The 25416-nt window shown below is 33.8% G+C and carries 19 protein-coding genes; 6 read left to right on the top strand and 13 right to left on the bottom strand.

Annotation, left to right across the window (positions count from 1 at the left end):
- Window positions 1-122: 122 nt before the first annotated feature.
- The 4 genes from WN975_RS07980 (at window position 123) to WN975_RS07965 (ending at window position 5530) form a co-directional block, all read left to right on the top strand.
- Window positions 123-1403, top strand: coding sequence for a DUF5690 family protein (locus WN975_RS07980; protein ID WP_337966060.1), 1281 nt, complete (start codon window positions 123-125; stop codon window positions 1401-1403).
- A gap of 64 nt (window positions 1404-1467) precedes the next feature.
- A complete protein-coding gene (locus tag WN975_RS07975; protein WP_337966059.1) occupies window positions 1468-2625 on the top strand; it encodes a TIGR03364 family FAD-dependent oxidoreductase in 1158 nt (385 codons plus the stop codon).
- A 232-nt stretch (window positions 2626-2857) separates the two neighbouring features.
- Complete coding sequence (locus tag WN975_RS07970; RefSeq protein WP_337966058.1) at window positions 2858-3538, top strand: phosphonatase-like hydrolase; 681 nt, start codon at window positions 2858-2860, stop codon at window positions 3536-3538.
- A 309-nt stretch (window positions 3539-3847) separates the two neighbouring features.
- Window positions 3848-5530 carry a DUF4983 domain-containing protein gene (locus tag WN975_RS07965; RefSeq protein ID WP_337966057.1) on the top strand — a complete coding sequence of 561 codons (1683 nt, stop codon included), beginning with the start codon at window positions 3848-3850 and terminating at the stop codon, window positions 5528-5530.
- Window positions 5531-5774: 244 nt separating this feature from the next.
- On the opposite strand, the gene WN975_RS07960 is transcribed toward WN975_RS07965, so the two are convergent.
- The 4 genes from WN975_RS07960 to WN975_RS07945 form a co-directional block, all read right to left on the bottom strand.
- Complete coding sequence (locus WN975_RS07960; RefSeq protein WP_099708132.1) at window positions 5775-6359, bottom strand: XRE family transcriptional regulator; 585 nt, start codon at window positions 6357-6359, stop codon at window positions 5775-5777.
- 154 nt (window positions 6360-6513) lie between these two features.
- Window positions 6514-7146 carry a hypothetical protein gene (locus WN975_RS07955; protein WP_337966056.1) on the bottom strand — a complete coding sequence of 211 codons (633 nt, stop codon included), beginning with the start codon at window positions 7144-7146 and terminating at the stop codon, window positions 6514-6516.
- Window positions 7147-7234: 88 nt separating this feature from the next.
- Complete coding sequence (locus tag WN975_RS07950) at window positions 7235-7591, bottom strand: hypothetical protein (RefSeq protein WP_337966055.1); 357 nt, start codon at window positions 7589-7591, stop codon at window positions 7235-7237.
- Window positions 7592-7611: 20 nt separating this feature from the next.
- Window positions 7612-8451: a hypothetical protein gene (locus WN975_RS07945; protein ID WP_337966054.1), complete on the bottom strand. Its 840-nt coding sequence runs from the start codon at window positions 8449-8451 to the stop codon at window positions 7612-7614.
- Between the two features lie 321 nt (window positions 8452-8772).
- On the opposite strand from WN975_RS07945, the gene WN975_RS07940 reads away from it, so the two are divergent.
- A complete protein-coding gene (locus tag WN975_RS07940) occupies window positions 8773-9207 on the top strand; it encodes a carboxymuconolactone decarboxylase family protein (protein WP_121330337.1) in 435 nt (144 codons plus the stop codon).
- Window positions 9208-9568: 361 nt separating this feature from the next.
- Here the strand turns inward: WN975_RS07940 and WN975_RS07935 are convergent, their stop codons facing one another.
- Window positions 9569-10684, bottom strand: coding sequence for a PepSY-associated TM helix domain-containing protein (locus tag WN975_RS07935; protein ID WP_337966053.1), 1116 nt, complete (start codon window positions 10682-10684; stop codon window positions 9569-9571).
- Window positions 10685-11140: 456 nt separating this feature from the next.
- On the opposite strand from WN975_RS07935, the gene WN975_RS07930 reads away from it, so the two are divergent.
- Window positions 11141-13528 (top strand): TonB-dependent receptor, encoded by a 2388-nt coding sequence (locus WN975_RS07930; RefSeq protein WP_337966052.1) that lies wholly within the window; start codon window positions 11141-11143, stop codon window positions 13526-13528.
- A 231-nt stretch (window positions 13529-13759) separates the two neighbouring features.
- On the opposite strand, the gene WN975_RS07925 is transcribed toward WN975_RS07930, so the two are convergent.
- From WN975_RS07925 to WN975_RS07890, 8 genes are all read right to left on the bottom strand, one after another.
- Complete coding sequence (locus WN975_RS07925; RefSeq protein ID WP_337966051.1) at window positions 13760-15145, bottom strand: AMP-binding protein; 1386 nt, start codon at window positions 15143-15145, stop codon at window positions 13760-13762.
- A gap of 284 nt (window positions 15146-15429) precedes the next feature.
- Complete coding sequence (locus WN975_RS07920; protein WP_337966050.1) at window positions 15430-15672, bottom strand: acyl carrier protein; 243 nt, start codon at window positions 15670-15672, stop codon at window positions 15430-15432.
- 215 nt (window positions 15673-15887) lie between these two features.
- Window positions 15888-17294: an MATE family efflux transporter gene (locus WN975_RS07915; RefSeq protein ID WP_337966049.1), complete on the bottom strand. Its 1407-nt coding sequence runs from the start codon at window positions 17292-17294 to the stop codon at window positions 15888-15890.
- Window positions 17291-19126: an IucA/IucC family protein gene (locus WN975_RS07910; RefSeq protein ID WP_337966048.1), complete on the bottom strand. Its 1836-nt coding sequence runs from the start codon at window positions 19124-19126 to the stop codon at window positions 17291-17293. Before WN975_RS07910 ends, WN975_RS07915 begins: the two co-directional genes overlap by 4 nt.
- A 201-nt stretch (window positions 19127-19327) precedes the next feature.
- On the bottom strand, window positions 19328-20668 hold the full coding sequence (locus WN975_RS07905) for a SidA/IucD/PvdA family monooxygenase (RefSeq protein WP_337966047.1): 1341 nt from the start codon (window positions 20666-20668) through the stop codon (window positions 19328-19330).
- Between the two features lie 17 nt (window positions 20669-20685).
- Complete coding sequence (locus WN975_RS07900; RefSeq protein ID WP_337966046.1) at window positions 20686-23127, bottom strand: GNAT family N-acetyltransferase; 2442 nt, start codon at window positions 23125-23127, stop codon at window positions 20686-20688.
- Window positions 23105-24628 (bottom strand): aspartate aminotransferase family protein, encoded by a 1524-nt coding sequence (locus WN975_RS07895; protein WP_337966045.1) that lies wholly within the window; start codon window positions 24626-24628, stop codon window positions 23105-23107. The genes WN975_RS07900 and WN975_RS07895 overlap by 23 nt, the downstream gene beginning before the upstream one ends.
- A 29-nt stretch (window positions 24629-24657) precedes the next feature.
- Complete coding sequence (locus tag WN975_RS07890; RefSeq protein WP_337966044.1) at window positions 24658-25290, bottom strand: nitroreductase; 633 nt, start codon at window positions 25288-25290, stop codon at window positions 24658-24660.
- Window positions 25291-25416 lie beyond the last annotated feature (126 nt).

Genomic DNA, 25416 nt, shown 5'->3' with positions numbered 1-25416 from the left:
GTTTTATTTTTACAGTTTATTTTTTTTGAACCAACCCCATCCAGCGAGTTTCTAAAAACTATAGAGAAACACTTATTTAAACTTTACAACCACACAACTATTACGTTAAATCTCAAAAACTAATGTCTAAAAAAGCATCTAATTTCAGGTTTATATTAAAAACATCCATTGCGGCATTTGGTACTTATTTTTGTATGTATGCGTTCCGTAAACCCTTTACTGTAGCGACATTTGACCATATGTCTTTTTGGGGAATTGACTATAAAATCTTGTTGATTCTGGCTCAGGTTTTAGGATATACACTTTCTAAATTTTTAGGAATCAAGATTATATCCGAATTAAAATCGGCAAAGAGAACTTTATATTTAATCAGTTTTATAGCCATTTCTGAGTTAGCTTTATTAGGATTTGCATTAGTTCCGGCGCCATACAATATTCTGTTTTTATTCATAAACGGATTGCCTTTGGGAATGATCTGGGGAATTGTTTTCTCGTATATCGAAGGAAGAAAAACTACCGAATTATTAGGCGTTATTCTCTGTTCGAGTTTTATAGTTTCTTCTGGAGCCGCAAAATCCGTTGGCGTATTTGTCTTGACGGTTTTGGGATGCAATGAGTTTTGGATGCCTTTTGTTTCGGGTTTAATATTTATAATTCCGTTAATCGTATTTTCATTGTTTTTGGAGAAAATCCCAAATCCTGATAGCGAAGATTTAGCTTTAAAATCAAAACGAAAACCACTCAGCAAAAAAGAACGCGCTTCATTATTTCAGCAATTTGCATTTCCGTTAACGGCAATAATTATATTCTACGCAATGCTTACGGCAATGAGAGAATTCAGGGATAATTTTGCCAGAGAATTGTGGGATACATTGGGATATAAAGAAAGTATTTCGATTTATATGTATTCAGAAATTCCTATTGCGATCTCAGTTCTCGTTATTTTAGGATTTTTAGGAAGCATGAAAAACAACTACAAAGCTTTCAAAAATTATCATTTAGTATTGTTTTTAGGTTCATTACTTATTGGCGCAACAACATTTTTGTTTCAAAAGCACTTAATATCGCCACTTCCGTGGATGATGATCTCGGGATTTGGAATGTACGTTTGCTATATTCCGTTCAACGGTTTGTTTTTTGACCGAATGATTGCCACTTATAAAATAGACGGAAACACTGGGTTTTTAATCTATATCGCCGATGCTTTTGGATATTTAGGAAGCGTTTTGGTTTTATTTTTTAAGAATTTCGGAGACAAAAATATTTCGTTATTAAGCTTTTTTACCACTTGTATTTATCTGTTATCCTTTGTTGGGATAATTACAACCATAATGTCCTTTAATTACTTTAAAAGGAAATTCAAAAAAACATCAAAAATTAGTACAACACCTTTATACACTTGAAATAAAGGAAAAGAATAGCATAAAATCAGCATAAAACAAATTACACAAACACAAACACAAACACATGAAAGAGAAATATGATTTAATAATCGTTGGTTCAGGCGTTTTAGGTACATTTCATGCCTATCACGCTTTACTAAAAGGAATGTCAGTTGCAATCCTTGAAAAAAACAGCAAACCCGAAGGCGCAACAGTTAGAAATTTTGGTCAGGTTGTACCTTCCGGAATGGACAGAAAGTGGCAAAACTTCGGAAAAGAAAGTTTAAAGATTTACAAAGATATTCAGTCGCAATTTGATATTAATCTTCGTCAAAACGGAACCGTATATTTAGCTTCAAACGAAGAAGAAATGCTGTTAATTGAAGAGTTGCATCAAATAAATATAGCAAATGATTACGAATCAAATTTGTTGACCAAAGAACAATGTTTGGCAAAATACGCCGGATTACGTTCTGATTATTGTACAGGAGGATTATTTTTTCCGCAAGAAGTAACCGTTGAACCTGCAACAATGATTCATAAACTGCATCAATATATGACCGAAAATTTAGGTCTTGATTTATATATGAATACCACGGTTTTGAATACCGAAAACAGAAATAATGAAGTAATTGCAACAACTTCAGAAGGATTAGAATACAAAGCTTCAAAAATTATTATTTGTAACGGAAGCGATTTCAAAATACTATATCCTGAAATTTACAACAACAGCGATTTGGTAGTTTCAAAACTTCAGATGCTGCAGACAAAACCTCAGAATAATTACAAATTAGACGGTTCTATTCTAACCGGATTAACGATTAGAAGATACGAATCTTTTGAAGAATGTAAATCCTACGCAGCAATCAAAGCAAAAGAAAATCCGGATAGTTTTGAGAAAAAGTATGGCGTTCATATCTTATTTAAACAAGCTTTGGACGGATCTGTAATTCTGGGAGATTCTCATGAATATGCTCCTGCAAAAGATATAGATTCTTTGGGATTTGATTTGAATATGGATATCGACAATTTCATGATTGAAGAAGCCAAAAAGATCATCGATTTACCAACTTATGAAATCCAAAACAGATGGTTTGGAATGTATTCGCAATGCAAAACCAAAGATATTTTTGAACATACAGTTGGCGAAAATATTCACATTATAACCGGAATAGGAGGAAAGGGAATGACCGGAAGCGCAGGATTTGCTAAACATAACATTGATAAAATTTTTAACGCTTAATTTTTTTAGCCACAGATTTCACAGATTAAAAGGATTAAAAAAAATCTGCTCAATCTGCCCAATCTGCGAGAAAAAAAACTCAAAGATTAGAGAAAAAAATCTGCAAAAACTGCGTGAAAAATTAAACACATAGCTCTGCGTTTTATTTGGAGTGAAACGACTTTTTACGTTTTACAAACTATGTGTCTATGTGTTAAAAAAGCATTTGATTATAAAAACAAATACACACAAAATGAAAATTAATGAAATTGAAATGGTTGTTTTTGACATGGCCGGAACAACAATAAATGAACAAAATATAGTCTATAAATCACTACATAAATCCATCAATAAATTCGGAATTGATGTTTCTCTTGAATTGGTACTTTCGTTAGGAGCAGGAAAAGAAAAACATCAGGCGATAAAAGATATTTTAAAGCATATCAATATTACAGACGCCAATAAATCGGAGGAAATATTTGAATATTTTAAAGAAACATTAGATCAAGAATATCTTACGGCTAAAGTTTTACCTATTGAAGGCGTAGAAAATGTACTTCAAAACCTTAAAAAAGACGGCGTAAAAGTAGTTTTAAATACAGGTTATAGCAGCCATGTTGCGAACACTTTATTAGAGAAATTAAACTGGAAAAAAGACCATCAGTTCGATGCATTAATCACGGCTGACGATGTAGAATTAGGACGTCCTTTTCCGGATATGATACACAAAGCTATGCAATTGTTCGAAATCAAAGATGCTTCAAAAGTATTGAAAGCAGGAGATTCAGCAATTGATATCGAAGAAGGTAAAAATGCTAAATGCGGAATCACGATTGGCGTTTTGTCCGGAGCACAAACCAGATCACAACTCGAAGAAGCAAAACCGGATTACATCTTAGATTCTCTTGCTTCGTTGTACAGCATTATGAATTAAAACACTTTTTTTTAACACATAGAAACATAGAATTTTGATATGAAAAAAGGCGTTTCACTTGATTATGACGCACATAGTTATTGACACAGATAAAAGGATTAAAAACATTAAAAAGATTGAAAAAAATCTGCTAAATCTGCCAAATCTGCGAGAGAAAAATAATCTACTTTGAGCGAAGCATCCTTTATAAAATTCAAAATATGTTTCTATGTGCTAAACATTAATAAACTAATTAGTTAAAATAAAAATCCCTGCAGGAAATAGTTTTACAAGTAAATCAATAGTAACACATTAAAACAATTCAACCCAATGAAAAAGATTTTTAGATTAAGTTACATTACAATTCTTGCAAGTGCACTTTTAGTGACTTCCTGTACCAATGAACCAACGCTTGCGAGCGACGAAAGTTCAGTAAATACAAAAACTATTTTAAAAACAGGCAAATCTGCTTTAAGCGGCGGTACTAAAAAACTGCTTATTATAGGAATCGATGGCTGTCGTGGAGACGCTTTGATGGGCGCAAACACACCAAATGTTCACGCTTTATTGCCAAATTCAGTTTATAGTTTAGATGCTTTGACCGAAGCGCCAACCTGGAGTGGAAACGGCTGGTCGACAATGCTTAGCGGTGTAACTCATTTGAAACACGGCGTTACAGACAATTCATTTTCAACTCCAAATTTTGGAACTTATCCAAGTTTTTTAAAACGTCTTGAAACGTATAATACCGCTTTAAGAACAATGTCAATTGTACATTGGGCACCAATCAATACTTATATCGTTGACGGAATTGATGTAGAAAAAACTTTAACTACAGATTTAGCCGTTAAAAATGAAGTTGTTACGGCTTTAACAAATGACAATCCTGATGCGTTATTTCTGCATTTTGATGATGTAGATCACGCGGGTCACAGTTATGGATTTTCGCTTAATGTGTCTCAATACAAAGCTGCAATCGAAACTACAGACGGTTATATTGGCGAAATCTTAACCGCATTAAAAAACAGACCAAATTATGCCAATGAAGATTGGTTGGTAATTGTAGCGCCGGATCATGGCGGAATCGTTACAGGTTCTACAGGATCGCACGGAGGAACATCTTATGAGGAAAGAAATATTTTTACAATCTTCAATAATAAGAATTTCACTTCGACTAAAATCGAAAAACCAGTTGATCCTACGACATCTATTACAGGTAAATTCGCAAGTTTTAATTCGAATAGTATTTATGCTTCGACAAATAATGCTTTGTACAATTTTGGAAATTCAAGTTTTACAGTTGAATGCAGAGTAAAAACTTCCGGTTATTCTAGCGATCCATCATTGGTTTCAAATAAAAATTGGGTAAGTGGTAAAAATCGCGGATTTGTGATTTGTGCTAATACTGGTGGAACATGGAAAGTAAATATTGGAGACACTCAAAATCGTGTAGATATTTCAGGAGGTTCAATCAACGACGGAAAATGGCATCATTTGACAATGGTGGTTGATCGTACGGCAAAGTTGGTTAAAACCTATCAAGATGGCGCTTTTGTAGGACAAGCAGCAATTGTTAGCACTTTTGGAAGTTTAACTTCTGGTTTGCCTTTCGCAGTTGGACAAGACGGAACTTTGATTTATGGCGCAAATGTAAACGGTAATATTGCTGAAGTTCGTGTATGGAACAAAGCTTTGTCTGAAACTTCAATTCTTAATTATACATGTTCATCTGTAACAAGTTCTCACCCTGATTATGCAAATCTTATTGGATATTGGAAAGGCGATAACGGATCAGGAAATTCTTTTACAGATTCCAGCGCGCAACAAATTAATCTTGCTTTTGCAAATACACCAACATGGACAACAAGTACAGCTACTTTAAAATGCGGAACTGCAACTGGAGTAGTTCCTAAAATGGTAGATATCGCATATTCTTCGCTGTTATGGTTTGGAGTGCCAATTAATTCGGCTTGGTCGCTGGATGGTCGCTCTTGGCTTCCGGCAGGAAATTAATTCAGTTTGTGTTTTTTGTTTTTAAAAGGTTATCTCCATTTTGGAGGTAGCCTTTTACTCGTTTAACTTTATGTTGATTTAACCGTGTTTTTTACCGCAAAGCGCGCTAAGATTTAATTTTACTTGGCGCATAGAAAACGCAAAGTTCGCAAAGCTAGATCAATACAAAGTTTTGCGAACTTTGCGCAAAAACTTTGCTGACTTTGCGGTAAAAATACGCGGTTAAATTTTAAAGTTATGCAGACTAACTATTGCTTTCAGAATAGAAGTAAAGTACTAGCATTACACAATTTTCTGTAGTTCTGTTTTCAGGTACGTGTGGATGTCTTCCGTTGAAACATAACGAATCGCCTTCGTTTACGATAACTTCAACATCATCAATGATATATGTTACGCTTCCTTTTATGATATATTTGAATTCCCAGGCATCTGTAATTACTTTTTCACGTTTACAATTGGGTTCAACGTCAAGAATTACGGCTTCAAAACCTATAGAATTTATGCTTTTACTAAAGATATGATAGTAATTAAAACCAGTAGTTTCGGCGCGGTCTTCTTTTTCTATTTTTTGGTAATCTTCTTTTTTAATATGAATGTATTTGGCATTTTTGGTATTTTCAACACCTTCAAAAAAGTAACTTACATCAGTATTAAGAGATTGTATCAATTCGATTAAAACAGGCAAAGAAGGGATAGTTCTTCCATTTTCGATTCTGGAAATCAAACCATTACTTACACCCGCCATGTTTGCTACTTCGTGAATGGTCAGCGAATTTTTCTTTCTAATTTCTTTTAATCTTTTTCCAATACCAATTAAAAAATCTTCCATAATAAAAACTTCGGTTTAAATGGTAAATATATACAATTAGCCGTGAAATCTTTTAAGATATTGATCGAAGAAAAATTTTATCAGGAATAAACAATTCAGAGCAATATATTTCAGGATTTTCTAATGAAAAACAAAAACAGGGTAAATTAGACAATTAATCTTGTTGCATTATAGGCACAAAGCTATGAAAATAAGGTTGTGATGCCCAATCGAAATATTTAGAATCAAAAGAGGCTAAAAATTCATCTGCGCTCTGGTAATCTTCGTCATAAATATATATGTCGCTTACATCATTATTGGTATGATAAGAAACACTTAAAAAATGACTTTCATATTCTGGTCTTTTATAAATATTTGGATCTCCATAAAAGTATTTTCGTTTATTGTCAATTTCATTGGTTTCTAAATCTATTGTACATGAAGCAATTAACAGATTATCATTATTGAAAACTTTTATTCCGCTTCTATGTAGTTCTCCTTTTTCGTAAAAATGATATTCCCAATAAGTATCTCGCAGATTATTTTGTTGTTTATTAAAGAAAAAGATCCAATGATTACCAATGTATTTATGTTGATTAACAATTGTTTGCAAATCTTCATCGGCAGATAAATAATATTCACCGCCTCGTAAAATAATTTCATTAGTTCTTCCTTTGGGACCATAATCTTCAACTAATTTCAATTCATCATTATTAAAAAATTCTTTTGAGTAGAATTTTAAATCTGATACTTTTTGCTCCGCAATATAATTACCATAATAATCTTTGTATTTTATTTTTGTGCTCATGTTTTTTTAAAACTTTCGGTTTTTAAAAATAATTATTGCTCTGTATATTTTAGCTATTAATGTCAGAAGAATTTGTAGAGAAAATGAATTACCTTATAAATTCTAATAATGATTTTAAGATTTCGTTTATATCGAAAAGAGGAAAATTTTCTAAGGTTTGATCGTAATGATCTTCCAGAAATATATCAAAAGTCATGTTTGTTTGAATTACTCCTGTATATAGTTGTAAACCAAGTTCTACACTCCATTCTTTATCATCTGGAGAAATTAAATTGCCTGCTAATGCTAAGTCTAAAGTTAAAATTAAATCTTTTAGCATATCTTTTTGTCTTATAAATCTAGTCAAATAGAGCGCTAGAATTAATGAATTAGCTGTTATGTTAATTTCTCCATCAATTCTTTTATAAAACTTAATTCCGTAGTGATTTATAAGGAATGTATTCATAGATGATTAGGTGTATATTTCTAAGAAGTGAAAAACTTTATTACGCTATGAGTTATTCCTAATTTGTACAGATTATGTCCGGGACCTTCCAGGAAATTCCATGAAATTATGAAATAAAACAAAGCTGTTGGTAAACTACAAATAAGAATAAAGGTTTCAATATTTAATTTGGGTTTTCCGACTTTTTCTATAAAATCTTTCTTCCAGCTTTTATAATATAATAAGCAATAAAATCCAGATAAACTTATCATAATCGATCCTGTAATCGAAACAGGAATTATTATTCTGGCAACATCTAATGACGGTAGAATAATGAAGAAAAAGAGAAAAGATGCTACAAATAAAACCAGCGATAAGATAAATACAAACTTGTTTTGTCTGGAATAAGTCTTTAATTCAATATCCGAAAATTCACTTTCAGTCGTTTCAAATACTGTATAAGATTCTGCTGAATTATTTTCAGATCTTTCAATTTTCTTTTCTTGATAAATTTTAGTTCCATTTAATGGCGGAGTTAATAAAAAATCACGCCAACCAATAACTATTTCTTTAAAGTCTTCTGTAGGTAATTCATAAACAAATTTAGTTTTACCATAAAGCTCAACTCTATCATGATAAATTATAATGCTTACATTTTCGCTAGAGTTAGCTTCGAAATAATTTGTATCTAAAAAAGCCGCTTCAATATCAGGCAATAATGCTTCGTTGATTTCCTGAGGATTTGACCATTCATACAAAAATAAACTAAGATGCTTATTTTTAATATATGGATGCTTGGCTATTTTCGCCTGATTAGTCTTTGATTGTTCCGTCAAGTTGACAAAGTTAATCTGATAACGGTTTATTAGATTTTCATTCATATATAGATCATAATTTAAACTTGAATAAGTCAATTTTTAAATCAACTCTCTGAATTATTCTTTAATCACGCAATACAAATATCGTTGAATTTGCATTATTATCTATTGATATTAAAACTAAAATTAAAAACAAAAAGTAGAGAAGCTTTTATAAGATTTACATTTTTAAAAGCGAGATTCATTAGATTATCTGGGCTGGTATTTATTTCAAAATTGGCATATTTTGCATCCAGATTAGTGTTGTAAATTTGCTTTATAAAATATTAATAAACAATAATTTAGTTTTAAAATAAAGGATTAATAATATAAAAAAGTATCAAAATGCAAACAAGAATTCATATTGACAAAGTAGAACCAGCGGGATATAGCGCTATTCTGGGACTTGAAAAATTCATCGAAAGCACATCATTGACAAGAACGCATAAAGAATTGATTAAAATTAGAGCATCACAAATTAATGGTTGTGCTTTTTGTATCAATATGCACACAAAAGATGCTCGAAAAGCGGGAGAAACAGAACAACGTATTTATGCTTTGAATGCATGGCGCGAAACACCGTTTTTTACAGACGAAGAAAGAGCAATATTAGCGTTAACCGAAGAAATTACTTTGATTAGCAATCATGTAAAAGATGAAACTTATGAAGCTGCGGCTAAAGTTTTGGATGAAAAATATCTGGCTCAGGTAATTTTAGCCATTATTACAATTAATGCCTGGAATAGAATTGGTATTGCAACAAATCTTATTCCAGCTTAAGTAAAGCTGAAATGATATAACATAAAAGGACTTAAAGCTTTAATTGAAAAGCTTTAAGTCCTTTTTTTGTTGCGTACCTACGGCACGCTTACGAGTTTTGGCGCTATTTTTTACCAATGAAATGTGTCTAATGGCACAAAATAGAAATAAAGACAAACATCAATTTAAAAATGTGCCATTAGGCACATATCGTCGGTAGACCCATATCATCGGTAGAAATGAAATCGAATTGGATGAATTTTACGTGCCGTAGGTACGTTTGATGCAGTACATTATCACGTACCAATAAAACGCAAAGAATTTTGAATTTAATTCATGCTTAGACAAACATTTTCAATTCTTGGTTCACGAAAATATACTCTTATTTTTTCGCTCCTTTTTTCTTTCTTCCCAACCAGATTATAAGCCCTGTAATAGGCAATGTCGCAGCAAAAAGACAAACGATAAATGCGATTATTTTGGTAGGAAGACCATAAATACTTCCTGTATGAATAGGGTAGTTTAAACGTCTTATTTTATCTCCTGTCGAAAATTTATCATAAGGTCTTGCTTCAATTTGTTCAGTGGTATATTTATCAAAATATGCAGCACTCGATTGATTTGGAATCGTTATTTCTGAATATTCTTTTAATACCAAAATACTATTTATCGTGTCAGCAGGCATTCTGATTTGTATGTTTCCCGTGTATGGAAAAATGCTGTCGGCTTTATTATATATATTTTGGTAAAAAGCAGTATTGTTTAGTTTAGGATCAATTTTAGTTGGGTTTTCTACTTTTGCCGAAGGTTTTTTCGCATTTCCTTCAGTTAGGAAATAAACACCATTTTGAAACCACGTAAAGGCAAATGATAATCCTGTTAAGGAAATAATCAACAAAACTAAAAAGCTGTAGAAACCAAAAGTAGAGTGGAAATCCCAATTTACTCTTTTAAAAGAACCACTCCATTTTACAGTAAGTCTTTGTTTTAGATTCTTGATTTTTTTAGGCCACCACAAAATCATACCTGAAATAAGCATAAAAGCAAATATCAAACAGGAAGTTCCCATAATAATTGAACCTGTTTCGCCCAATAATAATTCCCTATGAATGGATAAAATAACAACAAAAAATCTGCTTTCTTGAGGAGTTTGTGCAAGGATTTTTCCCGTATAAGGATCGATAGAAAAAAACTGTGTTTTTTTATCAGAATCCTTTCCAAGAATTTGAATCGTGCGCGAAGGATCATTAAAAGTATAAATACGAGTAATCTTTTTTATAGAATGCTCTTTTTGAAGTATATCTACACAATAATCAATTGTCTTTTTTGTCGTTCCAATCGTAGCAACATTATAATATTCAGGATTTATAGCCTTGTCAATTTCTTTTTCAAAAACTAAAATACTTCCCGTTAAGGCAGCTATAAAAACAATTAATCCAGAACCAAGTCCAAGCCATAAATGCAATAAACCAATATTTTTTTTAAATCCTTTCTTCATAAATGCTGTTTCCAAAACCTTTCAATTAGTTCCGGGAGATTGTTTGCGTTATAATAAAACTGATTAGAACTTTTAAAGTTCTGGCGCAAATTTATACTTATTTAGACTTAATCCATGCAATATCATTAGAAAAAATGCTCTTTTTTTAATTCGAAATAAAACATTCAGAATTTTAATATTAGAAAGAAGAAAAGTAGTTCTTAAACGAATAATTTACGTGTTAAAGTTATTGCTGTTATCTGTATATATAGTTATTCAGAAAAATTAAGGATTACATTTATTGATGTACATAAAGTCAATAAAACCGCTGGTTTTCTGATGAAAAGAAAGTGTCTTAATCATATTTCTGGGTAATAAATCAAAATATTACTTGTTAAACAACGATTAATTTCTACTTTTGCACTGTTTTTATTCATTCTAAATAAAAGCAAAATACCTAACCAAAACTTAAAATCAATGAAATATCTTAGTTTAAGAACATCAAAGTTTTTACTTATTATCAGCTTTTTATTTTCGGTCTTTTCATCTTTTGCACAACAAAATAGTGGAAAAATAAAAGGACAAATAACAACTTCTGACGGAAAATCAGCTTCAGGAGCAACGATTATCATTATAAGTTCAAAATATAAAACTACAGCTAAAAGTGACGGTAGTTTTTCATTCAATAAAGTTGTTCCAAATACCTATACTTTGCAGGCTTCTTTGCCAGGTTATGAAACTATTGAAAAGAATATTTATATCACCAATAATGAAACCGAAACGGTAAATCTACAATTGAATTTTACGGGAAAACTTGATGAAGCTTCGGGCAATAATGGCGATCAACTAAATGAAATTATTATTTCGGCAAGCAGAAAGGTCGAAACATTATCAAAAACACCTTCTTCTGTAACAGTAATTAATGCTAAGGATATCGAAGATTTATCGATTGTGAGTCCAAATATTGCCAATGTTGTGGCTTATGCAGTTCCGGGTTTAGGATCTGCAACGAATAATACAGGAAATTATGGACAAACCCTTCGCGGAAGAAATCCGTTGGTTCTTATTGACGGAATTCCGCAATCGACGCCATTAAAATCAGCAGGAAGAGAAATTCGTTCTATCGATCCTTCGGTAATTGAACGCATCGAGGTAATCAAAGGCGCAACAGCAATTTACGGAAATGGTGCCGATGGAGGTTTGATTAATTACATTACAAAATCAGGTAAAACTCAAAAGAAATTTGCCGGATATAGTGAAGCAGGAACTAACGGAAACATTAAAGGTGACAGTACTTTAGGATACAGATTTAACCAACAATTTTACGGGCGCCTTAATAAATTTAATTATATGGTTTCTGGTACTTACGATAAAACTGGTGTTTTTCGTGATGGCGAAGGACAGGTTATTTCTCCGGAATACGGATTAGGGGAAACTAAAACCTATAATATCTTTACTAAACTTGGATATGATTTAACAGACAAACAGCGAATTGAGGTGATGTACAATTATTTCAGTTCGAATCAGGATTCTGATTTTATCCTTAAAAATGGTGTTTATGGCGTAAGTCCGGCGATTGGTATTTTGGGCAACAGGCCTGGAGTTGATGAAGGAACACGTTACAATCACAACGCAAATCTTCAGTATGTAAACAAACAGCTTTTTGGAAATACTTCGTTTACAGCAAATCTGTATTTTCAGGACTTTTTAACGATATTTTCTAATTCGGCATTCTTCTACGGAAGTGGACAATCTCAAACGGCATCTGCCAAAAAAGGTGTGAGAGTTTATTTGAATACGCCATTTACAATTTCTTCAAATTTTACAGGAGATGTAACGTATGGTCTTGATTTATTGAATGATAAAACAAATCAGAAGCTTGTTGACGGGCGCGTTTGGGTTCCAAATATCAATATGGTCAATCTTGCTCCATATGCACAATTATCGACGCAGATTTTTGGCGATTTTAATGTAAAAGCAGGTTTGCGTGCAGAGAATATCAAGATCAATATTGACGATTATAACACGCTTGCAACCGGAGCAAATGGCGCAGGAAGTATTGCTGTAAAAGGCGGTGATCTTACTTATGATGCCTTTGTATTTAATACCGGAGTGAGATATTCGAAGTTTAAATTCTTTAATCCTTTTGTGAGTTTTTCTCAGTCTTTCTCTGTATTTGATCTTGGTCGTGTACTTACAAATGCTAAAGAAGATGCGATTTCAAAATTACAAACAAAGCCTATTATCGTTAACAATTATGAAGGAGGTTTTAGCAGTCAGCTTGGGAAATTTAATTTAAGTGCTGCTTATTATTTCAGTACTTCAAAATTAGGAACGAATCTGGTTCAAGTTGATGGTTATTTAGTTGCAGAACGTTTACCGGAAAGAGTTTGGGGTTATGAAGTTCAGGCAGATTATCAAATTCTGAAGCAATTGACAGTAGGAGGAAACTACGCTTATGTACAAGGAAGAGGTGATAAAGATTCTGATGGACATTTTTACGGACCTACAGATATTTACTTAAAATCAAACAGAATTCCTCCGGTAAAAGTGACGGGTTATGCAAAATATGGCGACGAGAGATTAAATGTAGAATTGTACTGGATGTTGGTTGGTGATCGTGATCTTTTTCAGCCAAATGCTAAAGGCGCTTATGCAATTGGAGAAGGTCCGATTCATTCTTTCAATTTATGGAATTTGGCTACAGCGTACAAAGTTACAGACAGTATCAGAGTAAAACTTGGAATCGAAAACATATTCAATACAGATTATTACACAACTACTTCTCAGTTCTATGGTACAAATGCGAACTATACAAGAGGAAATGGTTCGAGATTTAATCTAGCTCTTGGTTATAGTTTCTAAAAAATGATATTATAATAATATTTTTTGTTTTTTTATTTGAGAGGTTTCTGGCGATTTTTTGTCAGGAACCTTTTTTTATTTAAAAGATCTCTAAAAAAATCTCGCAAAGCCGCAAAGTCGCCAAGTTTATGTAATTCTTTTGCGACTTTGCGTCTTTGCGAGAAATTCATTCAATAAGTATTAAAGATATTGAGCTCGCACTAGTATGAGACTGAATACTGCGACTGAAAACTAAGCATAACTCACTTCAAGCCATTCCTTAAGCAGCGGATAATTTACTTTTCCGTTTGGCGTAAGCGGCACATCTTCGATAGGCATTACTTTTAAAGAATTAGCATGAAGATTCAGTTTTGCTTTTAGGACTTTCAGAATCAACTCTTTGTTTAAATTTTTGTCTGTGTACATTACAGCCAAATGTTTATCGTTTATTCCCAGGCAAATAAAAGTTTGTCCACCCAAAGCGTCTTTCAAAAGAAGCTCAGTTTCATCGAGATTGAGGCGTACGCCAAATAATTTTACAATTCGTTTTATTCTGCCCACAATATAATAGTAACCTTCGTCGTCTTTTCTGGCTTTGTCTCCGGTATGAAGTTTTTCCTGTTGCTCAAAAAACTGAAGATCAGCTCTTATATTGGCATAACCGCCAAAAACATTCGGACCAATATAAATTAGTTCGTCGGTTTCATTATCGATTTCAAAACGTCCGTTTTTGACTGGTAAACCAATCGAAGTTCCTTTTCGCAATAAATCTTTTGGAGGTAAATAAGCCATTCTTCCACAAGCTTCTGTTTGACCATATTGCGCAAAGAATTGTTTACCAAATTTCTCACTGAAATCTGAAATTGCTTCGATCAGTTTATGGTTTAACATTCCGCCCGTATGCGTAAGATATCTTAGCGAAGGATGATCTTTTTTGAAAAAACCAATGCTGTACAACATCTCATAAAAATAAGGAACTCCGCCCAAAGTAGAATAACCGTATTTTTTGAAATCAGCCCAAAATTCTTTCTGAAAAGCATCTTTATCCGTACACACAATTTGACTTGCTTTAATACAATTTGTGGTGAAAATCGATAATCCGTATACAAAATTTATAGGCACATTTAGCGGCACCACATCATCAGTTCGGATTGGCATATATTCCATAATTGATTTTGCATTCTGAACCAGATTTTCATCAGAAAGTCTAACGAATTTGGGCGAACCTGTAGTTCCGGAAGTACTTAAAAGAAGCTTGGTTTTGGCATGTATTGGATAAATTAAATTCACATTTCGTTTAAACAATACAATACTTTCTGATGCATTTACCGTAACGTAACCTTCGATTTCAGTACGTGTAGGATCGTAGATATAATACGGAGTATATTTTTGTTCTAAATTCTCCTTGAAATCCTCCAATAATCCCATTCCTAATAAGGCAATTGTGTATCTGCTTTGGTAAAAATTCAGCAAGGTTTCTATTGCCGGTAACTGATTATCATTATATATAAAAACGACAGAACGCAGGTTTTCAATTTCTAAAGACTGATGCATATCTGCAATCGATTTTGAAATTCCTGTACTCGAATCTGTAAAGATCAGTTTTTCGTTTTTTCGGATTAAATCGTATAGTTCCATAAGTTTAGGTCTATTTTAATCGGTTAAGTGTAATTATTGAAAAATGATTTAATACATAGTTTTGAAGCCTAATTAATTTCGGGCAAAGTCGCAAAGCCGCAAAGGTTTTGTCATTTCGACGGAGGAGAAATCACACTCGTAGATCGGCAAAGATTGGCGAATTAATTTGCGGAGTTTCTATTGTGATTTCTCCTCCGTCGAAATGACAATATTGTGGTGACTTTGCGAGAAATTTTATTGACATTAAGCTTCGGAACTATGTATTAAAAGTCTAGCGGTTTGTTCTAATTAATTTCGAATCCGTATTTTTTAAGGATATCTTTTATTTTTGCTACACTTCCCATTTCCAGAATATCTTCCATTTCGATAGAGATATTATAAGTGCTTTCAAGTTCTTCTACCAAAACCAAATGACTCATAGAATCCCATTCGGCTATAGCCTGATATTCTAATTGGTCGTTTACTGCTTCAACAGGAATTTCAAAAGCTCTTGAAAATACTCCGTGTAATTGTTCTATTGTGCTCATTTTTATAGTATTAAAATTAAATTGATATTTTTATGTGTTGATTTTTTCACGCAGATTTTAAAAGGATTTCAGCAGTACTATTGTCATTCCGACGGAGGAGGAATCCCCACAAGAAACTAACGCACAGTATTTTTCTTAAATTGTCGAGCTACTTGCGGAGATTCCTCGTTCCTCGGAATGACAAAAACACACCAAAATCTGCGTGAAACAAAATTTTAAACCTTAGTATGTTTCCATTTTCCTTTTCGAAAGACAATTATACAAGCAACCGCCAATACAATTTCAGACAAAAGAATGGCTGTAAAAACACCATTTGATCCCAGTTCAAAAGAAATTCCTAAAGCATAAGCCAGCGGAATCTGAACGATATAAAACATTAAAATATAAAGCCAGGTTACGACTTTGACTTCGCCCGCAGCGTTTAATGCTCTCGAAATAACCATTGTATATCCCAGAAGTATATATGCCATCGAAATAAAATGGATGTATCTGGTACTAAAGGAAATTACTTCGGGAATATCTGTGAAGATTTTGACAACGGGAACGGCGAGGAAAATCCACGAAATTCCAATTAAAACCAAGAATCCCATGTTTAACATTCCGGCTCTCCAAACTGATTTTTCGGCTCTTTCAGGTTGTTTGGCACCAAGATTTTGTCCGGTTAAGATTCCGGCTGCATTTCCTAATCCCCAGGCTGGCATTGTCGCAATAGAAGTTACTCTTTGCGCCAGAATGTATCCAGCCAATGCGTTAGGTCCAAAATGAGACATAATCTTAATCATAAATACCCAACTTGAAGCGGGAATTATAAATTGAACCGTTCCGCCAAAAGCCAATTTTCCTATTCTTTTGAAAATAGCCAGATTAAAGACCAATTGTGCCAAACCAATTTTCATGACCGTTTTTCCTCTTACCAAATACCAGGCTTGATAAAGTACGCCAATAACTCGGGCAATTAAGGTTGCTAATCCAACGCCTAATAAACCATAAGCGGGAATTGGTCCCCATCCGAAAATGAAAATTGGACATAGAATAATGTTGATTGCATTTGATACCCAAAGAATTCTCATCGCTGTAGAAGCATCGCCTGCGCCACGAAAAATACCGTTTATTACGATACGCAGAATCAAAAATCCGCTTGACGCAAACATCACGATTCCGTACGAAGTTCCTTCCTGAACCATTTCGGCAGAAAGTCCCATTGCGCTCATAATATCGGTTGCCCAAATCGTACAAACAACGCTTATAAGTGCTGCAATTGGTGTTGTGATGTAAATTACCTGCATCGCAGTTTGTCCTGCAGCTTTGAATTTTTTCTCACCAATTCTTCGCGAAATCATTGCTGATGCTGCAATTCCTAAACCTATCGAAACCGAATAACAAAACGTAATAAAAGTTGTTGTTGCGCCTGCAATAGAAATAGCATTTGTGCCTAATCTACTCACAAAGAACAGGTTTGAACAAACAAATAAAGATTCCATCAAAAGTTCTGCAACCATTGGAACAGACAATAAAATGATGGTTTTGTTGATACTTCCTGATGTAAAATTGCTTTCGCTTCCGGCAAGAGAACGCCTTAAAAGACCAAAGAAAGTACGTGTTTTTAAAATGGCTTCTTTCATGCGTTTTCTTTTTCAATTAATACTTCCTGATTGATCAATTGATGCAACGGATTCGGAATAAAGCCGCTTTTTTTCATGTGTGGAAAACCAACTGTTTCTTCATAACCATTATACAAACGTCGGCTATTGAAAATTAGACGTTTAAACTCCGGAATGAATAAATTGTATTTGTCAAACATATCCTGAAGTTCCGGATGTTCTTGCTGATATTCTACAATAATTTCGTGAACACAATTCCAGAAAGAGGTTTCTGAATAGTTTGCTGACGTAATTAATACATCGCTTAGATATCTGAAAAAAGCATCAAAAACAGCAATAAGGATCGTTAATGGCGCATTTTCGGGATTTGGAGAAGCGACAAACATATTCTCGATAAATTCCTGTGGAAGTTTTTTCTTTCCTTCTTCATTAATTAAAATATCGCCCACAAAATCCTGCAGAGCAATACGCGTTGGAACGTAATCTTTGAGAATAAGAATCACATTTTGACCATGTGGATCGATGCATAATGAATGTTGGTAATAGATTTGAAGCACAGGTTTTAGATATGCCGTCATATAGGCTTTTAGCCATTGTTCTGTCGAAAGTCCTGATTTTTCGATCAATTCTTCGACAAGACTTTTTCCATGATCATCAATATAAAGCAAGGCTGCCATTGTCATTAAATTTTCGCCGTGTTTTAGATAATTGATCGGACTTTCTCGCCACATTGCACCCAAATATTCGTTGTATTGATACGGTGTATTTGCAACTTTACTATAATTTGGATGTGTGTAACTCACCGAAACCATTTCGCCCAAAAGCACAACATCCATTTTTTGTAAATGCTGATCTTTTTTAAGAATATCTTTCAAATAACCTGTCAAACGTGGCGCAATCGACAATTGTCTTGGACACAAACCTCTAATGTGACTTGTATTTAAGATTGACATTGACGTTTTTACGTAATGTTTGTTGGGTTTGCTTTGGTTGAAAAAAGTACGAATACTTTGTTGCGGACTATAAATGTCTTCGGTTAATTCTAACGGAATAAGATGTTTAGACGCAATATCATTGGCAAATTGCATAACCAATTTATTTTGCCATTGCCATAAATGCACAGGAATAAAAATGTAATCGTCCGGATTTACTTTCGACTGAATTAGTTTGTTTCTAAAGGTTTCTATTTTTTCAGAACCAATTTCATTTTCATAAAAAGTCTGGTCATTCATATCGGTTTGAAGGCGTAAAGTTGCTCTGTTTTTATGAGCAGCAATCCAAACTAAACGTGTTTTTTGACCGGATTCAGGCGTGTAATTTTCATAATCTTCGGAGTCAAAACCTATTCGGCCTTTGTTTACAATTACCCACGGATGACCGTCAAGACTGTGTTCGATGGTTTGAAAATCGGCATCAGCCAACTTTGAAGCCGACAAACGACGTTTTGAATGAATAAAGGCATCGGCATATAAAGTATGCAGCAATTCTTCGATATAATGGGCAAGTGTGAAGGAGTTAATCCCGAAAGTTTCCTGAAGTTCAATAAAGAAATTTGGAACATCAATTTGATCCAGTTTTACTTCATTTTCGATTTTATGAATGCTTTCTTTGACAATATGCCAGTAATTCAGAAACCTTGGATAAGCTGAAAAACTGTAATAAATATTCTCTTTATCGGTGTCTAATATAAAATGGGTCAAACCATTCTCTTCGCGGCTAATTATTTGAGGTTTCGCTACATCTTCGCGCATTAATTCTGCGATACTTTTGGCGAGTAGGTTTCGATTTACTTTATCCCAAGTCGCTGAGTTGAGATGCTGTGCGTCTTTGAATGTGTTTTCTGGGGTTATCATCCTGATTATTTTTCTTATTTATTTAATTCGTTTGCGCATTAATTTTAACACATAGAGACATAGATTTTATTTGTGGAAAAAGGATATTAAAAAGAAATTCATTCTTTCACACATAGTTGTATATGTGAATTTTAAATAAGTGAAACGCCTTTTTTCAAGCCCAAAACCTATATTTCTATGTGTTAAATTATACACAATTAGTTACTCGTTTATTAATTCCAAAACATTGGCTTCAGACAATTCCTGCGTGGTTTTTTGTACGCCAAATTGTTGAAAAGCAATTCGTTTTTCGACTTTATAAACTTCACGATTCGCAAGTTGATTTATAATCCAGGAATTTCTGTAAGCGCCCATTCCTAAATCTGGAGTAGAAAGTCCGTGCGTATGTAATTCAGCATTTTGAACAAAAATATCTGTACCGTTTTTGTCGATTGTATAATTGCGATTTACGTTGAATAAACCATTTTCTAAACGTTGGATTTTGCTTTCGATTCCTGCAAGAATTCCCGGTTCTTTGTATTTATATCCTGTCGCCAGAATTACATAATCTGTTTGATCTTCAAAAGGTTGGTCTAATTCTGTGTGAATGAAATCCAGATTATAAGATCCGTCATTTTCTTCGTTAACGGAAGTAAGACGCATATTCGAACGCAATTCTACATTTAGAGGTTTATCTTCTAAACTCATTTCGTACAAACTATCGAAGATTTCGTTAATTAATTCCTGATCGATTCCTTTGTAAAGTCCGTGTTGTCTCGCCAAAAGCTGTTTTCGCTTTTCATCAGAAAGACTATGAAAATGATCTACATATTCCGGAGAAGTCAATTCTAGCGTTAGTTTTGATTTATTATCCAAAGGGAAAAAGTGAGACGAACGTGTAAACCATTTTAATTGTAAACCATTTTCAGTTTCGGGCAAAAGATCACGGAAAACTTCGGCTGCACTTTGTCCGGAACCAATAACCGTAACGGATGCATTTTTGTTAATACGTGATTTGAAATTCAGATATTTTGATGCATGAATTACATTTGGTAAAACTTCGTGATCGATAAAATCAGGAATATGAGGAGAAGTTCCGGTTCCTAAAACAATTTTATTGGCATAATAAGTATTTGTTATGCAAGTTTGCGTATTGATAACCATTATTTTATAAAGATCATCAACATAATCAATTGAAACTACTTTATGCGAGAATTTGCAATTTGGCAATTGATTTGCAACCCATTTGCAATATTCGTTGTATTCTCGTCTGTAAATGAAGAAATTTTCTCTGATATAAAATTTGTATAAACGTCCGCTTTCTTTGATGTAATTTAGAAAGCTGTATTTGTTTGTAGGATCCGCCATTGTGACCAAATCTCCTAAAAACGGAACCTGAAGCGTTGCGTTATTCAGCATAAGTCCCGGATGCCAGTCAAAACTTTCTGACTGATCAAAAAACAGTGCCGACAGTTCTTCAACGGGTTCTATAAGAGCTGCAAGTCCAAGATTAAAAGGACCAATTCCGATCCCGATCACGGAATATATTTTTTCTGTACTCATTGTGGTATTTTTACGAATTAAACTTGAGGTGCTGAAATTGTGTTGTTTTGAAAATCTTTGGCTGCAGGAAATTTTGCCCAATACCATTCTCTGTAACAGAAGTTTAGATTGGCTTTTTTGTGTGGCATTTCGATCACTTTTTCGATTTTAAAACCTACGTGCGCTTTATTCATCATTGACGCAATTGAATCTACAGATCCTTCGCCAACCATTTTACCAACTTTTGGCTCTCCAAAAACAAAATCCATCATCGATTGTGTTGCCGGAGATCCGTATTTTAGTTTTGGATCTGTTGGTGCGATAAATTGATGGGTTCCATAATCTGACGGCAGAACATCATAATATTCTCCAACAATATCGCGGCTTGCCCAATATACTTCGATGTTAAAAGTTGGAGCTCCATTTGCTTCGCCAATAAAACTATGTCCGTGATCTCCGGGAAGCAACATTCTGTAGAAGGCTTCGATTTGGCGAATTGGCCAGTTCATTTGCCAGATTTTCAAAGCATGTTCACGGTGAAACCATTCGTGAAGCATCTCAATATCTTTGTCAATATCTACGGGACGCAATGTTATGGTTACATTTTCTTTTTCGAAAAAGCGACTGAAAACGGTTGTATTTTCTTTTGGATTAATGAGTTTTTTAGAGAAGAAATGTTTGTTTAACGGATTTGGATAAGTTCTGTAAACCGCCGGATTTGTTCTTGGCGCGCTCGCTTCATCCATATTGTTTAAACTCGTTAAGAGATTTCCTTTTACAACCAATGTCACACTATTTGTAAAATGCGAAATTAAACCTGTAGTATCTGAATCTTCTTGTTTTTTTAATGCTTCATAGATTAGATTAAGCAATACATTTTCGTCAGCTAGTTTGTTTTTGCCCAAAATACTTGTTATTCCAAACAAATGATTTACTAAAAGATAATATCCCCAGAAATCAATAATTCTTTTTTCGGCAATAAAAGATCTGCTGTCTTTTCCGAAATCAGGAATCAGTTTTTCTAATTCTTCAACTTTTCCCTGACGGAAAAAATAGCCTTGATTGTCTCTGAAATAAAGTTTTACAGGAAAAAGATTTTCATCAAATTCTACCAACATATTCTGCTGATGAAACTCGGAACCAAATCCGTATTCATTAAAAACTCCAACCAAAGGCGTTATCGTAATATTCAAATATTGTTTGAACCACGAAAGAGCTGTTTCGGTTACAGAAGAATCTTGTCTTTTGGCTGCTTCATTGATAAGATTCACGATTCTTGGTGTTTCGCCCAGAATTCCGTCTTGAGAAAGTGAAGCAACCATCGTTACATTTTTTTTTGCATTGGCTCCATAAAAAGGATTCTGACGAACGCTTGTACTGAAACCGTCGATAATTTCATCATTATAAGTAACGGCGATAAAAGCAGGATCTGTAATAAGCTGAATTTGTGGAAAATCTTCCTGAATACCTTTTCCCCAATCTGTTTTCATCAATAATGCAGCATCATAACCACGATTTAATTCGTGTAGATAATTGACACGGAACGAATTGGTAATTTTTACATGCAAAGAGAATTTGTACATCCATTCGCTTTCTTCATTATAAACCGTTCGAACAGATGAAGTCGCTGTATATGAAGGTCCAAATTGACCAAGACTGAATAAAAGTTGCTTCGATTGCATTTCTTTTACTTCTTTTTGATATAATAAATAATTGGCTTCCCAAGGATGAACAGGAACTACTTTGTAATTGGTATAAAAATCCAGTAATTCTTTAGCGCTTTTATCTGTATATTTTGAAACTTCATTTCTCAGATAATCGGTCATTAAAAATTCTTCTGCATTTTTTTCTATTACATTTTCAGGATGAATAAGGAAAAAATGCAAAGGGAATTTCCCTGCGGTTTCTGGAGAATATTTCAGTAATTCGTCTTTTGTAAAACCTTCTCGGCTTTTTGGTAACGGATGCACGCTATGTCCAAGAATCAAAGATTGCTCTGATTCTATAAAAGTTTGTTCGGCATTATTGGCAGAATGATCGCTATTTTTATAATTTTCCAGGTATAAAGCCAGATTTTCGATACTGTTTTCCATACGTTCCTGCGTAGGAATTGCATCTATATCAGGATATTCTGTTTTAGAATATTGAGCTACAAGCGCTGTAAATTCCATTGGATTTATGGCTTTGATTTCGTCTGTTGTCGTATTGCGCGACACAATTGGAAAACCAAAAGAATGAACGCCGCTTTCAGAAAAATAAGTCAGCGGAGCAAAAACTTCCTGACCAATCTTTGTAAAATCAAATCTAAAAAACGTACAGTGATTAATCGTTTGCATGAAATCAGCCAGCGTTTGGTCGTATTTAGGAATGCCTTCGTAGCGACTCCAATTACTGAATTCTCTGCAATAACAATTGAGCAGGGATTTAAAATTTACCTGTTCTGCCAATTGATGAAAATTAGTTAAGTCTGTGGTATTCATTTCCATTTTGTTTTATGAGGTTAAGAATGTTTTTAATGTCGTTTAGGGTTGTAATTGGATTGAAAATGGTGAATTTTAAATAGAATTCTCCGTTTACTTTGGTGCTTGCAACTAATACTTCTCCGCTAAAAAATAGTTTTTCTTTGATGTATTGATTGACTTCGCAAGAGTTCGATTCGGCTGGACCGTCAAGATATCTGAACACTAAAACGCCCATATCTGAATGACATAATAGTTCAAAGTTTTTATCAGATTCTATATAAGCGGCTGTTTTTTGGGTTGTTTCGATAATAGTATCGGTAAATTGTCCCAACTTTTCTTTGCCCAAATAACGAAGTGTAAACCACAGTTTCAAGGCATCAAAACGGCGCGTACTTTGTATAATCGATTTATTGATTTGTGCAGGAAGTGCGTCGTAGTTTTGTTCTTTTGGATTTAAATAATCAGCGTGATGTTTGATTATATTCAGGTGAAGTTTGTTTTTTACGATAAAAGCGCTGCTGCTGATTGGCTGAAAAAACGATTTATGATAATCGATCGTTACAGAATCTGCCAGTTCAATTCCGTTTAAAAGATGTCTGTGTTTTTCTGTCAGAAGCAATCCGCAACCGTAAGCTGCATCGACATGTAGCCATAAATTGTTGCGATTGGCAATCTCGGCAATTGCTTTTAGCGGATCTACGTTTCCAAAATCTGTTGTTCCCGCAGTTGCTGTAATCGCGATTGGAATATTGCCTTTTTCGATTTCCTGAGCAATGGCTTTTTCCAGTTTTTCAGGATCCATACGGTATCTTTGATCGACACCAACATGAACGATTGCTTGTTCTCCAAGTCCTAAAATCCATGCATTTTTATGATTGCTGAAATGGGCTTTATCCGAAACAAAAACTCTGAATTTTGATGCATCAGGCGGAAGACCGTCTAATTTGATATTCCATTTTTGGTATTCTAACGAATAATAATCTCTTGCCAAAAGCAATCCCATTAAATTACTTTGAGAACCTCCGGCAGTAAAAATTCCATCGCCGTTTTCGTAACCAATTTGTTCGCTTGTCCAGTCGATAAGTTTACGTTCCATAAAAGTTCCGCCAGCACTTTGATCATAAGTATCTTGCGAAGAATTTATAGCGCTTATCAAAACTTCTGCTGCCAAAGCCGGAATTACAACCGGGCAATTTAAGTGCGCGATATATTCAGGAAGGTGATAAGCTGTAGCATGATTTACATAAATTTCGTCGACTTCGTCAAGGAGACTTTGATAATCGGGTAGAGGTGAAGCTAAATCTATTGATTCAACTTTGGTTTTCATTTCTGCCGGTCTGATTCCCGTAAAAGGTTTCTTTGTGTTTTTTAGAAAATTAGAAACACGTTCCTGCGCTAATTTTACAGCATTTTCATATTCCTGACCTGAATTTTGATGGAATATGTCTTTGTAAAGTTCCTGTTCTGGCAGGAGCGCTTTGTCTGTAGGTAGTTTTTCGTTGATTAGTGTGGTATTCATAAATAGTTGTTTAAGGGGTTTAGTTATTGTTATTCTAGATAAATGACTTTTTTGGATAGGGGAGTTCGCTTCTTTTTAGAAGATTTTAAATCCTCAGGATGATATCCCAGATAGAGAAGTCCTAATGATTTTTCGTTTTCAGCAAGATCAAACTGTGCAACATAATCGATAGCAACTCCTTTTGTGCTCCAATAACTGCCTATTTTATGGGCAGTACAGGTAAGCGCTATATTTTGCACAGCCGAAGAAACTGCTGCAATTTCTTCCCATTCCGGTAAATTAATTTTGGTGTTTCGAACCATAATTACGCCAATAAGACAAGCCGCATTTAGTGGATAATTGGCGAGATAACGAAGCTTCTCTTTTTGATCTTCGGGAGATAATTCGCTATAGAAATTGGTGTAATACTGCGCCATGTATTCACCATATTCTTTAAGATATTTTCCTTTAAAAACAATAAATCTCCAAGGCTCAGTCATTTTATGATTTGGAGCCCAAGTGGCATTGATGAGAATTTCTTCAAGCAATTTATCGGGCAATTCTTTTTTGATAAACTCATTGGCAAAGACGCTTCTTCTATTGCGAATATTCTTTGAAACCTTTTTTAGTTTATCAGAAGTTTCTGATTGCTTGATTTTACTGGCATTGTACTTAATTTTCATACATTTTCGAAATTTTTTTAAGAAAATTCTTTTTGTTTTGATTAAATAAAAATATATTTGTAAGTAATTATTATTTAGAATAAATAAGAATAGTGTTTGACAAATGTATAAATTAATCTTTATAAA

This window comes from uncultured Flavobacterium sp., from assembly GCF_951805225.1.
Lineage (GTDB): Bacteria > Bacteroidota > Bacteroidia > Flavobacteriales > Flavobacteriaceae > Flavobacterium.
This window is presented reverse-complemented; position numbering and strand designations above follow the sequence as displayed.